General features: G+C 65.0%; 14 protein-coding genes. 5 read left to right on the top strand and 9 right to left on the bottom strand.

What is annotated here, in order from left to right; genetic code table 11:
* Positions 1 to 157: 157 nt before the first annotated feature.
* Positions 158 to 1,231, top strand: a complete 1,074-nt coding sequence (rlmM, locus tag QC821_RS15845; protein ID WP_422720122.1) for a 23S rRNA (cytidine(2498)-2'-O)-methyltransferase RlmM — start codon at positions 158 to 160, stop codon at positions 1,229 to 1,231.
* 5 nt (positions 1,232 to 1,236) lie between these two features.
* Here the strand turns inward: rlmM and QC821_RS15850 are convergent, their stop codons facing one another.
* A complete protein-coding gene (locus QC821_RS15850) occupies positions 1,237 to 1,521 on the bottom strand; it encodes an antibiotic biosynthesis monooxygenase family protein (protein WP_076747345.1) in 285 nt (94 codons plus the stop codon).
* Positions 1,522 to 1,576: 55 nt separating this feature from the next.
* Between QC821_RS15850 and tusA the strand changes: the two genes are divergently transcribed.
* Positions 1,577 to 1,831, top strand: coding sequence for a sulfurtransferase TusA (tusA, locus tag QC821_RS15855; RefSeq protein WP_095623554.1), 255 nt, complete (start codon positions 1,577 to 1,579; stop codon positions 1,829 to 1,831).
* A 26-nt stretch (positions 1,832 to 1,857) separates the two neighbouring features.
* Here tusA and QC821_RS15860 read toward each other — a convergent pair whose 3' ends face one another.
* The 3 genes from QC821_RS15860 to QC821_RS15870 all read right to left on the bottom strand — a co-directional run bounded on the left by QC821_RS15860 (position 1,858) and on the right by QC821_RS15870 (position 5,084).
* Entirely contained in the window at positions 1,858 to 2,547 is a 690-nt protein-coding gene (locus QC821_RS15860; protein WP_309723624.1) for a hypothetical protein, read from the bottom strand.
* Between the two features lie 76 nt (positions 2,548 to 2,623).
* Positions 2,624 to 3,721 carry a DUF3080 family protein gene (locus QC821_RS15865; protein ID WP_309723626.1) on the bottom strand — a complete coding sequence of 366 codons (1,098 nt, stop codon included), beginning with the start codon at positions 3,719 to 3,721 and terminating at the stop codon, positions 2,624 to 2,626.
* Positions 3,693 to 5,084 (bottom strand): MATE family efflux transporter, encoded by a 1,392-nt coding sequence (locus tag QC821_RS15870; RefSeq protein WP_309723833.1) that lies wholly within the window; start codon positions 5,082 to 5,084, stop codon positions 3,693 to 3,695. The genes QC821_RS15865 and QC821_RS15870 overlap by 29 nt, the downstream gene beginning before the upstream one ends.
* A 302-nt stretch (positions 5,085 to 5,386) precedes the next feature.
* Here QC821_RS15870 and QC821_RS15875 point away from each other — a divergent pair, with 302 nt between their 5' ends.
* Positions 5,387 to 5,938, top strand: a complete 552-nt coding sequence (locus QC821_RS15875; RefSeq protein WP_309723627.1) for an elongation factor P hydroxylase — start codon at positions 5,387 to 5,389, stop codon at positions 5,936 to 5,938.
* 188 nt (positions 5,939 to 6,126) lie between these two features.
* On the opposite strand, the gene QC821_RS15880 is transcribed toward QC821_RS15875, so the two are convergent.
* Positions 6,127 to 6,606, bottom strand: coding sequence for a hypothetical protein (locus QC821_RS15880; protein ID WP_309723629.1), 480 nt, complete (start codon positions 6,604 to 6,606; stop codon positions 6,127 to 6,129).
* A gap of 1 nt (position 6,607) precedes the next feature.
* Complete coding sequence (locus QC821_RS15885; RefSeq protein ID WP_309723631.1) at positions 6,608 to 7,486, bottom strand: TatD family hydrolase; 879 nt, start codon at positions 7,484 to 7,486, stop codon at positions 6,608 to 6,610.
* A 120-nt stretch (positions 7,487 to 7,606) separates the two neighbouring features.
* Between QC821_RS15885 and QC821_RS15890 the strand changes: the two genes are divergently transcribed.
* The gene (locus QC821_RS15890; RefSeq protein WP_309723633.1) at positions 7,607 to 9,529 is read left to right on the top strand and encodes an ATP-binding cassette domain-containing protein; all 1,923 of its coding nucleotides are present in this window, start codon (positions 7,607 to 7,609) and stop codon (positions 9,527 to 9,529) included.
* A 75-nt stretch (positions 9,530 to 9,604) separates the two neighbouring features.
* Here the strand turns inward: QC821_RS15890 and QC821_RS15895 are convergent, their stop codons facing one another.
* On the bottom strand, positions 9,605 to 10,060 hold the full coding sequence (locus QC821_RS15895; RefSeq protein WP_309723635.1) for a universal stress protein: 456 nt from the start codon (positions 10,058 to 10,060) through the stop codon (positions 9,605 to 9,607).
* Between the two features lie 144 nt (positions 10,061 to 10,204).
* Between QC821_RS15895 and QC821_RS15900 the strand changes: the two genes are divergently transcribed.
* Entirely contained in the window at positions 10,205 to 10,723 is a 519-nt protein-coding gene (locus QC821_RS15900; protein WP_309723636.1) for a preprotein translocase subunit YajC, read from the top strand.
* A gap of 37 nt (positions 10,724 to 10,760) precedes the next feature.
* Here QC821_RS15900 and slyA read toward each other — a convergent pair whose 3' ends face one another.
* Together slyA and QC821_RS15910 are read right to left on the bottom strand one after the other, a co-directional pair.
* Positions 10,761 to 11,219, bottom strand: coding sequence for a transcriptional regulator SlyA (slyA, locus tag QC821_RS15905; protein ID WP_309723638.1), 459 nt, complete (start codon positions 11,217 to 11,219; stop codon positions 10,761 to 10,763).
* A 116-nt stretch (positions 11,220 to 11,335) separates the two neighbouring features.
* Complete coding sequence (locus tag QC821_RS15910; protein ID WP_309723640.1) at positions 11,336 to 12,505, bottom strand: DUF5924 family protein; 1,170 nt, start codon at positions 12,503 to 12,505, stop codon at positions 11,336 to 11,338.
* Between the last annotated feature and the right edge of the window lie 134 nt (positions 12,506 to 12,639).

The raw sequence follows: 12,639 nt of genomic DNA on the forward strand, positions 1-12,639 counted from the left end.
GGTTTTTTCATATCCAGACGCCCCAGTCTCGAGAGAGATCGGGGCTTCGCTATTACCAGAACCCCAGCTTCGAAAGAGGCTGGGGTTTCGTTGTTTTTGGGTCAGCCTCCTTGAGGCGGGCCTGGCGGCCGGATAGACTGCCTGCCTTCAACAGGAGGTGATCGTGATTCCCCAGCACTTGTTGCTCTACTGTCGTCCCGGCTTCGAGTCGGATCTGTGCGCCGAGATCCAGGACAAGGCGGGGCAGGCGGGCTGGGACGGCCACGCCGAGGCCGAAGCGGATAGCGGCTATGTGTGCTTCGTGGTGGCCGGTGACGAGGCCGTCAATGGCCTGCATCGCGATGTACCGCTGGCCTCGCTGGTATTTGCTCGTCAAAGCCTGGTGGCGCTGCCTCCACTCATGGGGATGGCGCGTGAGGATCGTCTGACGCCGATCGTCGAGCAGGTCGTGGCCAGCGGCTGGAACTTCGAGTCGCTGTGGCAGGAGACCCCGGACACCAATGACGGCAAGGCGCTGAGCGGATTGGCCAAGGCATTGGCGCGGCCACTTGAATCGGCGCTGAAGAAGCGTGGGGCGCTGCGTCGCAAGGCCGGTGGCAGGCGCCTGCACCTGTGGTGGACGGCCGGCGATAGCGTGCAGCTGGGGATGAGCTTTCCCAACAACCGCAGTGAGCATCCCGGCGGTATCCTGCGCTTGCGCTCCCCCCGAGAGGCGCCCAGCCGTTCGACACTGAAGCTCGAGGAGGCATGGCACGTCTTCGTGCCTCGCGACGAATGGGAGGCGCGCCTCAATGACAGCATGCAGGCGGCTGACCTCGGTGCGGCACCGGGTGGCTGGACCTATCAGCTGGTGCGCAAGGGCATGTACGTCTACGCCATCGACAACGGCCCGATGGACAAGGGGCTGATGGCCACCGGCCAGGTCGATCATCTGCGCGAGGATGGGTTCGTGTGGGAGCCGCCCAACCGTCTCGACTGGCTGGTCTGCGACATCGTCGACAAGCCGGTAAGGGTGACCGAGATGATCGAGCGCTGGCTGGTGCGACGCTGGTGTCGCGAAGCGGTGTTCAATCTCAAACTGCCGATGAAGCAGCGCTGGGCGGAAGTGCAGCGCTGCCTGGGGCGTTTGGCGGCCTCACTCGAGGAGGCCAACGTGACAGCTGAGATTCGCTGCCGACAGCTGTATCATGACCGGGAAGAGGTCACGGTGCATGTGCGGCTGCTGAACTGAGTCACTCAGCGATGCTCGTAGACGCGGATATGCTCCTCGTCGGCGAGTAACGGCTTAACGCGCTGCATGACGCGCTCACGCTCACTGCTATGCAACCAGTCTTTCCAGGCGCTGAGGTCGCGCCACTGGGTGATCAGCAGGCGCCGCTCGGGATGATGGCGTTCGCAGAGGCTTTCACCAGCGATGAAGCCGCGCGCACTGACCGATGCGCGCATGGCCTCCCGGGCCGCTTGCTCGTACTCCTCTTCGAGGCCGGGCATGATACGGCGCTCGATGACGATCTTGATCATGTAACTGCTCCATTCACCTGCTGACTCATCTACCCGAGAGGATACGAGAACGACCATGGCCGACCAAGTCGACGACCTGCCCAGCCACGACGTAGAACTGGATACCACCGGCCTGTATTGCCCCGAGCCGATCATGATGATGCATAACCGCGTGCGTGATATGCAGGCTGGGCAGGTCCTCAAGGTAATTGCCAGCGACCCCGCCACGACCCGCGACATTCCCAAGTTCTGTAGCTTCCTGGGGCATGAGCTGCTGGTTCAGCGTGAAGTGAGCGATGGCGATTTCCTCTATTACGTGCGGCTCGGTTAAGCGTCAGCACCAGGCGCTGCCGCCGGTTAGCGTGCCACCATCAGGGCCAAGGCCTCGAGGGTCGTGGGATCCTCGTCCTTGATGCGATTGGCAATGACGCGCTGAAAGAAATACACCATCCGATGTCGGCTATGCCCGGGGTATAGACAGGCATCGCCGGGCAGCACAGGGGTCGACTCGACCTTGTTCTCGTCGACCAGCAACGCCTCGACCTGACCGTCGCTATAGAGGCGCCAGCCGAATACCTGCTTGAGCTGCCACGGCTGGCCGTCTTCATCCATGCACAGCGCATGGGTGCCCTGGGTGTCCGGCAGCTGCTGAATCAGCGTCGAGGCATCGGTTTCTTCGTAGTCGAAGTAGGCCGCGGCATGCTCGAGCTCGTACTGCTTGTGCTCGGGTGGATGGGTGAAAATCTCTTCGGTTTCGGGATCGCGAAATCCGACGAAGTGCCCATATTCGGGGTCGTCCAGCTGATGGCAGGGCGTCAGCGCCTCCATCCACGGTACCAGTCCTACGACCTCGCCATCGTCTCGCAGGCCCCAGGCCAGCAGCGGCATGCCATACAGCGTGTCCGGATCGGAGGCGAGATGATAGAGCATCTCGAGGCCATCCAGTTCGGGCGCCAGGCGCACCAGGCGACGCTTGGCGTGCAGCCGTTGTCGCATGACCTCCAGGTCGATGACCTGGGCAGGACGGGGGGACAGTGGGATTCCCATGATTACCCTCCTTGAGCGCGTTATAACGGCAGTGGAACGGCCTGAATTCACTATTAGCACAGTCCTGTGCGTAAAGTTAACCCCGCGTGCCATCTTCCTGACGTTGCTGGGTCAACGCACACTGCGCCGACCAGCGCTCGAGCAGTGCTCGATGAGTCGCCAGTGCATGAGTATAACGCGGCCAGGGGGGCGTATCGTTACCATTGGCGGCGACGTCTGCAAGCCATGCCTCGCGGTAATGTTCGAGGGCCGGGCGCGATACGGGATGGATATCGAACAGGGCGTTGACCGCCGTCAACCAGCGCTCCGCCACGTCATCCAAGCGAGTCAGGTAGTCGCTGACGTCACTGCGCAGCGCGCTGCCGTGGAAGTCGTCGAGCTGGCGGCAGGTTGTCGGGTTCTCGAGGGCATCGGCGAGCAGGCGATTGCTCTCCTCGAGGCGCTGACTGGTGAGCATCAGGCTGCGCAGCACGCGGGCGGTGAGCGGTTCTCGGCTGAGTACCTGCAAGTGGTCGGCGAGCGTCGAGCCACTGGGCTGCCAGTCGGGGTCGAACTGGTGCTGGACCGACTCATGCAGATAGTCGAGGGCCGCCAGGTGGGCGTCGATATCGATCTCTGGCGTGACTGGCAGTGGGCGGCTGGCGCGCGAAAAGTTGCCGACCCATTCACTGGAGCCAAACAGGGCGTTCCAGGTGGCCCAGGGCAGATGCTCGGTCTTGGTCTCGGTGAGGCGGATCAGGCGCTCGCGGTCGGCCTCGGCGAGGTTGTCCGCCACCTCCGAGCCCGAGCAGGCATGCAGCAGACGCCATAGTTCCAGCTCATACAGCCAGCGCTGGCTGGGGACGGCGACCCGGCCCAGCTGATTGTTGCGCTCGGCGACCAGCGAGGTGATCTGACACTCACGCAGCGCGTAGACGTTGAGCAGGCTCTCGCGCAGGTCAGGGATGTCGAACAGACGTTGATCCTGGTCGGGGAAGGCACCGATATTGGCCGGCGGCTGCGGCTCGGGGGGCTCGACCTCGAGGGCCTCTGCCAGCCGCTGCTGATAGTCGCCGAGCAGGTCGTCGGCGTCGCTGCTGCCGCAGCCGGCAAGCATGATGCCGAGCCCTGCGATGAGTGCTCCTCGTCGCGCAAGGGGCAGGGCGTCAGCTGCGAGGAATCTGCCATCGTCCATCTTTCACCGCCTTGCTGATCCGATCCAGGCGCAGCCCCAGTAGCACTGCCGCCATCGTGAGGCCCAGCACCAACCCGATCCAGTAGCCGTAGATTCCCAGCGGATCGAGCCAGGCGCCGAGGCCGCGGGTACCCAGCCAGTGGCCACCCAGCAGGCCCACCAGCCAATATGACACCAGGGTGATGGCCATGATGATGCGGGTATCCTTGTAGCCGCGCAGCGCGCCGGCCATGTTGATCTGTAGCGCATCGGAGACCTGGTAGATCATCGCCAGCACGATCAGCGACAGCGCCAACTGCTGGACCTCGACATTGTGAGTGTAAAGCGCGATCACCGGTTCCGAGGCGAACCACAGAATCAGGTTATTGATACCGGCGATCAGTACGCACACCACGATACCGTTCCAGGCCACGAAGCGGGTCAGCTCTGGCTTGCCGGCGCCGAGGGTATTGCCGACCCGCACCGTCAGTGCCATGCCCAGCGAGAGTGGTAGCATGAACAGGATCGAGGTGAAGTTGAGTGCCACCTGGTGGCCGGCCACCACCACCTCGCCGAAGCTGGCGATGAACAGTGCGATCAGCGTGAACAGGGTGACCTCGACGAAGATCGCCACGCCGATCGGCACTCCGACGTAGAGTAGCTCGCCGATCATGGCACGGCGCGGCGGTGTTGGAGAGTGCCATAGCGTGACCGGCGCATAGGCCCGCGAACGCCGTGTATACAGCAGCATGGCCAGGCTCATCACCCACATCGACAGCCCGGTAGCGATGCCGCAGCCCAAGGCACCGAGAGCCGGGAAGCCGGCAAGCGGCCCCGCCAGGTTCGGGCCGAACAGCGACACCAGGCCATCGCCGCCGTAGATCAGCAGGTAGTTGGCGGGCACGTTGACGGCCAGGCCAACCAGGCTGATCCACAGCGAAGGGCGGGTATGGTTCATGCCATCGGAGAAGGCCCGCAGCGCCTGGAATAGCGCCACCCCGGGCATGCCGAAGGCGACTGCCGACAGGTAGGCGGCAGACAGCTCGGCGACGTTCTCGGGGACGTTCATCAGCCGGAAGATCGGCATCACCGTGAACCACAGCAGCAGCCCAGCCACCAGGCCGAGGGCCAGGGCCACCCACAGCGCCTGATGGACGTTGGGGCGAATGCGCTCGACGTTACCGCCGCCCAGCAGTTGGGCGACGATCGGCGTCAGCCCCATCAGGGTGCCGGTCATGAACAGCATCAGCGGCAACCACAGGCTTGATCCCACCGATACCGCCGCCAGGTCGGCGGCGCTCAGGCGACCGGTCATCATCACGTCGGTGACGCCCATGCCGGCCTGGGCCAGTTGGGCGCCGCAGATCGGTAGCGCCAGGCGCATCAGCAGGCGGGTTTCGGTGCGCGAGCGTGCCAGCAGCGAAGAGCGGGACTGCACCAAGGGGAAATACTCCTTCTCTAAGGTACCGGGCACCCGATCCCGGTGCCCGAATAAGGCCCAGGGCTATCGCAGATGGCAAGCACCGCTCGGGACTGATCCGTCGACAGGCCTGCGACCACCCTGGCGTGAGATCTGACTGCTTGGTCAGATTTGTCCGGGCCTGATAGTCTAGCAAGGCATAGGGATTTCCGCCCGCCTGCCGGAGCTTTATACTGCGCAACGTGAATAACCGAGCGGAGACCCTCGTGACCCACCGGTTGGACGATATCATTGCGCTGTTCGACGGGCTGTTCATGCCCGACTATCGTACTCGCCTGGTGCGTGGCGGCGACGAGCCGCTCTATCTGCCGGCGGATGAGCGCTGCGACTACCATCGGGTCATCTTTGCGCGCGGTTTTTATGCCAGTGCGCTGCATGAGATCAGCCACTGGTGCATTGCCGGGGCGCGGCGTCGCCGGCTGGAGGATTACGGCTACTGGTACCTGCCAGACGGCCGCGATGCCGACCAGCAGCAAGCCTTCGAGAATGCCGAGGTGGCGCCCCAGGCGCTGGAGCTGCTGTTGGCCGAGGCCTGTGGGCACCCTTTCAACGTCAGCGTCGACAACCTGGGCGAGCTGGAGGTGGACCGTGATGCCTTCCAGCGCCGTGTCGAGGCGCGCGCCGCGCGCTACCGCGAGGAGGGGTTGCCGTCACGAGCGGCTGCGCTGGTGGCTGCGTTGAGGGCCTATTATCACCACGGCTACTCGCTTGAGGCGGCCATCGATTTGGGTCTCACATCTGCGCCACTCCCTGTGTAGGAGCGACTTCAGTCGCGATGCAGCGCGCAGCGCTGCCGGGGTAGAGCAACCCCATCGTGACTAAAGTCACTCCCACATTGGCCTTGGCGCCACCTTCCTTTGTAGGAGCGACTTCAGTCGCGATGCAGCGCGCAGCGCTGCCATGCCGGAGCCACCCAACCCCAATCGTGACTGACGTCACGCCTACCTTAACTCTCTTCCGCCAGACGCTGATGCAGTGCCAGCATTACCTGCACCTCCTGCTCGGGGCGCATCGGCTCCATGCCCAGCTCGCCGAATAGCTCGCTGCGCGCGCGCGCCCACTCGCCGGGGCCGAGATCGACATACAGCGACTCGGCGGGGGCCAGCTCGACGAAGGGGTCGAGGCCGAAGACATCGAACAGACGCGACAGCGCGGCTTCGTCGTCGCTGACGCCGGCGGTGTAGAGGGTGGCGCTGAAGTGGTCGTTCTCCAGCTCGCGGATCACGTCCAGCGGGCTTACGCCGAGGTTTTCGAGCTCCTCGAGGCTGTAGTCGCCGAGCGAGATCAGCTCGTCGTTGAGCCAGTCGTCGTCGGGCTGGATCAGGGTGTGCTTGACCTGTCCATCGGCCAGGGCCCAGGCAATGGCCAGCGGCAGGCCGCCATCCTCACCGGTCTCGACGGCAATGAAGCCGGGAAAGTCGTCCATGTCAGGTCTCCTCGTGGAGCGCGTTAAGGCCAAAGAAACGTCGAGCCGTACTGCTGGTGGCTGCGGCCAGGCTGGCCTCGTCGTCGCCGCGCCAGTGAGCGATCTCGGCGGCAATCCAGGGTAGCAGAGCAGGCTCGTGGCGCCGTCCCTTGAGTTTGGCAGGTAAATGGCGCGGCAGCAGGTAGGGGCAGTCGGTTTCCAGCATCAGCCGGTTGGCGGGAATCTCGCCGACCAGCTCGCGCAGGTGGTGGCCGCGGCGCTCGTCGCAGATCCAGCCGGTCAGGCCGATATGCAGGTCGAGGTCCAGGTAGCCATAGAGCGTCGCGCGCTCGCCGGTGAAGCAGTGTACGACTGCCTGAGAAATATCGTCACGCCAGGCCTTGAGGATCTCCAGCATGCGGCTGCCGGCATCGCGCTCGTGGATGAACAGCGGCAGGCCGCTCTCCACGGCCAGGCCCAGCTGGGCCTCGAAGGCATGCTCCTGTTCGGCGGGGGTGGAGAAATTGCGGTTGAAGTCGAGGCCACATTCGCCCACCGCGACCACCTCGGGCTGACGGTGCAGCTCGCGCATGTCGGCCTCCAGGGCGCTGTCCCACTGGCTGGCATCGTGGGGGTGCACGCCGGCGGTAGCGTACAGGCTGGGCGCGCGGCCAAGGTGGCGACGGGCCAGCTCGACCGCCTGTATGGCGTGCTCGCGGTCGGTGCCGGTGAGAATCAGCTCGCCCACATTGGCCGCCCGGGCACGCCGCAGCACGGCGTCGAGGTCGTGGCTGAAGCTCGCATGAGTGAGGTTGGCGCCGATATCCACCAGCGGAGCGGGGCTGACCCGCTGCAGCGCCTCGGGCAGAACGTCGTCGAAGGTGTCGGTTGGCTCGGACACGCCAGGCTCCCTTGGTAAATCGAGGGCGCATTGTACCTGCAAGGCAGTAGTGGCGACCACGCCGAGGCGGGCATGCGTTACACTAGCCCCCTTAGCGCATGTAAACGAGGTGGTAAACGCGTGACCCTGCTACGACTGGAACAGCTGCAACTCGCCTATGGCAACCACGTACTGCTCGACGGCGCCGACCTGGTCCTGGAGAAAGGCGAGCGACTGGCGCTGGTAGGCCGCAACGGCACCGGCAAGTCGACCCTGCTCAAGCTGATCAACGGCGAGATCCAGGCCGACGGCGGCAGCATCTGGCGTGCGCCGGGGCTCAAGATCGGCGTGCTGGCCCAGGATCTGCCGAACGCTTCCGGCGAGACGATCTTCGATGTGGTCGCCCAGGGCCTGCCTGAGGCGGGTGGGCTGCTCGCCGAGTATCACCACCTGGTCGAGGACCCGGATCCCGACATGAAGCGCATGGCGACGCTACAGACCCAGCTCGAGGCGATCGACGGATGGTCCTTCCATCAGCGCATCGATACCGTGCTGACGCGTCTGGGGCTACCCGCCGACAGCCCGATGGAGGCGCTCTCCGGCGGCTGGCGGCGGCGCGTGGCGCTGGCCCGGGCGCTGGTCGCCGAGCCCGACCTGCTGCTGCTCGACGAGCCCACCAACCATCTCGACCTCGACACCATCGCCTGGCTCGAGGAGCAGCTCCTCGCCTTCGGCGGTGCGGTGCTGTTCATTACCCACGACCGTACCTTCCTGTCACGCTTGGCCACGGCGATCCTCGAACTCGACCGCGGCCGCCTGGGGCGCTATCCCGGCAACTATGCCGAGTACCAGGCACGCAAGCAGCACGAACTGGAGATCGAAGCGCGCGAAAACGCCGAGTTCGACAAGAAACTGGCCCAGGAAGAGTCGTGGATTCGCCAGGGGATCAAGGCACGACGCACCCGCAACGAGGGCCGGGTGCGGGCGCTGGAGCAGATGCGCCGCGAGCGCAGCCAGCGCCGCGAGCGCCAGGGCAACGCCTCGCTGACGGTGGACAGCGGCGAGCGCAGCGGCAAGCGGGTGGTCGAGCTCAAGGGCGTCAGCCAGCACTTCGGCGACGACTGGGTGATCCAGGATCTCAGCCTGGAGATCCAGCGCGGCGACCGCATCGGCCTGATCGGCCGCAACGGCGCCGGCAAGACCACGCTGCTCAAGATCTTGCTCGGTGAGCTTGCGCCCAGCCAGGGCGAGGTCAAGATGGGTACCAACATCAAGGTCGCCTATTTCGACCAGCTGCGCGCCGGGCTCGAGCCGAACAAGAGCGTCTACGACAACGTCGCCCAGGGTAGCGACCGGGTCAGCGTCGGCGGCAAGGACAAGCACGTCATCAGCTATCTGCAGGACTTCCTGTTCACCCCCGAGCGCGCTCGCCAGCCGGTCAAGGCGCTGTCCGGCGGCGAGTCCAACCGGCTGCTGCTGGCCAAGCTGTTCACACAGCCGGCCAACGTGCTGGTGCTCGACGAGCCGACCAACGACCTCGACGTCGAGACCCTCGAGCTGCTCGAGGAGCTGCTGCTCGACTTCGACGGCACCCTGCTGCTGGTCTCCCACGACCGGACCTTCATGGACAACGTGGTGACCGGAGTGCTGGCCTTCGAGGGTAACGGCATCGTGCGTGAATACGTCGGCGGCTACAGTGACTGGGTGCGCCAGGGCGGCAAGCTGCCGCCGGCGCCGTGGGATTTCGACGCTGCCAAGGGTAGCCATGAGGCCAAGCGCGAGGTTCAGGCGCCTGCCGCCGACGTGTCGCCGAGTCCTGCTTCCGGCAAGGCGGTCAAGCTCTCCTACAAGCTGCAGCGTGAGCTGGACAATCTTCCGGCCGAGATCGAGCGGCTGGAAGATGCCGTGGCGGCCTTCGAGGCCAAGGTGGGGGATCCGGCTTTCTACCAGGGCGAGGCCGCCGATGTCACTGCCACCCTGGAGGCGTTGGCGGCAACCCAGAATGAGCTGGATGCCGCCATGGAGCGGTGGATGGAGTTGGAGGCGATGGCGGCGGGGGAGTAAGCGGCGATCAACCTATCATCGCTCGTTACGCGTACTCTCAGCGTCCCCAATCGCTGAGTCGAGAGACATGCTGGTTCACTCGTCGGTTTCGCCATCCTTGCCGACGCGCACGGCCAGCACGTCGCACTTGGCGCCGTGCAGCACGCCGGTGGAGGTGGAGCCGAGCAGCAGCGCGAAGCCGTGACGACCGTGGGAGCCGACCACGATCAGGTCGACGTTGTGCTCCTCGGCGAAGCGATGGATCTCGGTATCCGGCATGCCCACCACCACGTGCTGGTTCTCGGCCGGCACGTTATGCGGGTCGGCGATTTCGGCCAGGCGATGCTTGGCGTGATCGTCGAGCTGGTCCTGAATGCTGGTCAGGTCCATGGGGATATCACCGCCATAGGCGAAACCCAGCGGTTCCAGGGTATGCATGATCGATAGCTTGGCGCCATTGCGCTCGGCGATGGGCAGCGCTCGTTCGAGCACCTTGTGGGAATCCTTGGTAAGGTCGACGGCGACCAGCACGTGACGATATTCGTTGCTCATGGGGCACCTCCCGTGGCGAGGTTGGTGGAATGCTCTGAAGTGGCAGAGTGACTTGTCATGCCTCCCACTCTAGGCCGGCTGGCGGCGTCTCACAACGATCTATATCAACGTTTTAGCATCTTTTGCAGGGGATGGGCGGCAGGCATGAACTGGTTGTTGATCGCGTTTATCGTGGCACTGATCGTATCGCCGGTGATGTGGCTCAAACCGAGCCCCAGACAGAAGCGGGTGGCGCGGCTGCGCGAGCATGCCCGTAAGGCCGGCGTCAGGGTCAAGCTGGCCGCGCCACCGCTGCACGCCGCCGGCAAGCAGATGCCCAGCTATCGCTGGGGGTATCCCAAGGAGCAGCCTGGGCCGCGCTTCGTGGCGGTGCGCGAGAGCGCCTCCAGCGGCGTGCTAAAGCCGGTGTGTCACGGCTGGCGCTGGCGAATCGAGCCGCTGCGCCCGCTGCCGGATGAGGTGTTCCAGCGGCTTGAGGCGCTGCTTACGCGCCTGCCCCAGGATGCCCTGGTGCTGGAGTCGGACGTGCACGGAGTGACGCTGTGGTGGTATGAGTCGCAGGGGCCCGAGCGCTTCGATAGCTATCTCGGCGACATGGCCGCACTGCGCGATAGCCTGGCGGGCCGGCCGGACAGGCCGAGCACCCTCAAGCCGCTGGTGTAGTGATCCGCCACGGCTGGAGTGAGCCGCGAGCGGTGGTTCAATCGTCGCTTTCGCGGGTCTGGATCGCCAGGCCGTTCTCCTCGATGCGGGTCAGGTAGTCGTCCAGGCGAGCGATGTCGCCGTCGCTGAGACCTGCCAGCATCTCCTCGCGGGCTTCCTTCACCACCGTATCGATCTGCTGCAGCAGCGGCATGGCAGCGGGTGTCAAGTGGATGCGCTTGGTGCGGCGATCCTGGTCGCAGGGGCAGCGCTCGACCAGCCCCTGCTCGGCGAGCTGGTCGAGGGTGCGCACCAGCGACGGCGCCTCGACGCCGATCACCCGCGCCAGGTCGCACTGCGGCTGGCCGTCGCCAAGGCGCCATAGGTGATAGAGCGTGATCCAGCGAGTCTGGGTCAGCTCGAGCGGGGCCAAGCGCTTGTCGATGATCGCGCGCCATAGGCGCGGCACGCGATTCAACTTGGTGCCGATGTTCTGGTGTAGAGAAAGATTGGACATAGTCAGGCCGGTTCGCAGGCGAATCAATGAATTGTCCGAACCGCGCGCCTGCAATGCAAGCCTTATGCGCTTCTGTGCTTATTCATTTCATCGTTAATACGCTTTTGCTTGGACCACTACCCGCCGGGCACCAGTCGGCGGAGGTCGAGTCCCGGGATACCCGGCGGCGACGTGATCTGCCCATCGGCCATGTCTGCACTTGCAGGTGAGTCGCTGACCGTGAAGCGCAGCACGCCAAGACGCTGGCCTGACGCGGTGACGATATCGATTCGCCAGCGGCCCTCGGCCTCGACGGGAAAGTTCTGCTTGCGGCTCCAGGCGCGGTAACCCTGCTGGCGGCCGCCGTGAATGGTCAACGGGATGCGGTCGATCAGTTCGCCGTCATGGCGCCATTCATGAAAGATCTCCTCCTGCAGCCCGCGCGGCGCGCGTATCGCGGTATAGGCGTACAGGCCGCTGATGGACAGCGCGTTGCGGGTCAATGCCACGCTGCCGCGGGGAGTCCGCGACTCGACGTCGAGACTCGGCGACAGCGCGCTGCCGGTCAGCCACAGGTTGACCGGCGGAACCCAGGCACGCCCCGCCCAGCCGGCGCCGGCCAACAGCAGTGCCAGGCCGAACAACGCCAGCCAGCTGCGCAGCCGCTTGGGCTGCACCAGATGCATCAGGCTGGGCAGGCTGAATATCACCATCAGTGCCAATGCATAGAACAGGCTCTCGCTGGTGGTGAGCTGCAGCATGAGCGGCAGGGTCACCAGCACCACCACGAATACGCACTGGGCATGAAAGGCGAAATAGACCCAGCGATAGCGCTCGGCGAGCTTGAAATAAAGCGGATCGAGGATGGAGAGTAAGGCCAGTCCCAGGATCAGCAGCGTGAACAGCGCCTGGCCGCTGGCCCAGACCGTCGTGGCAAGCAGGAACGGCAGGCTGAAGAACAGTGTCTCCTGGTGGATCAACTGGGCGATGAAGGTGGTCGCCCCGCGCGGCAGGGTGGGATAGCCGCGCCGCGACAGCGCGCGGCCGATCACGCTCTCCGAGAGCAGCAGTAGCCAGGCCAGCAGCATGCCCAGCGCCAGGGCGGCGCCCAGCCACTGCTGGCGGTCGACCAGGAAGAAGCTCGCCACGCCGGCGCAGAAGGCGATCGGCGGCCATATCCATAGATAGGGGCGAACGCGCTCGATCAGCCGCTCTACGCGGCGTTGGACACGGGCCAGGCGTGCCGCACGGGCCGGATTGCGTGGCGCTGACGTGCCGGGATCGGGCGTTTCGCAGGGTGTGGTCATGCCGTTGGCAATCTCCGGGAAAAGCGTAGAGGCTAGCAGCGTCACTATGACAGACGGAGTCGAGAAACGGCGACACCCGACGCATCAGGCACGACTTTGGTGGAGGGCGGCCGCCGCGGGCTTGACGCCGGCGC

The organism is Franzmannia qiaohouensis (assembly GCF_031451695.1).
Lineage (GTDB): Bacteria > Pseudomonadota > Gammaproteobacteria > Pseudomonadales > Halomonadaceae > Franzmannia > Franzmannia qiaohouensis.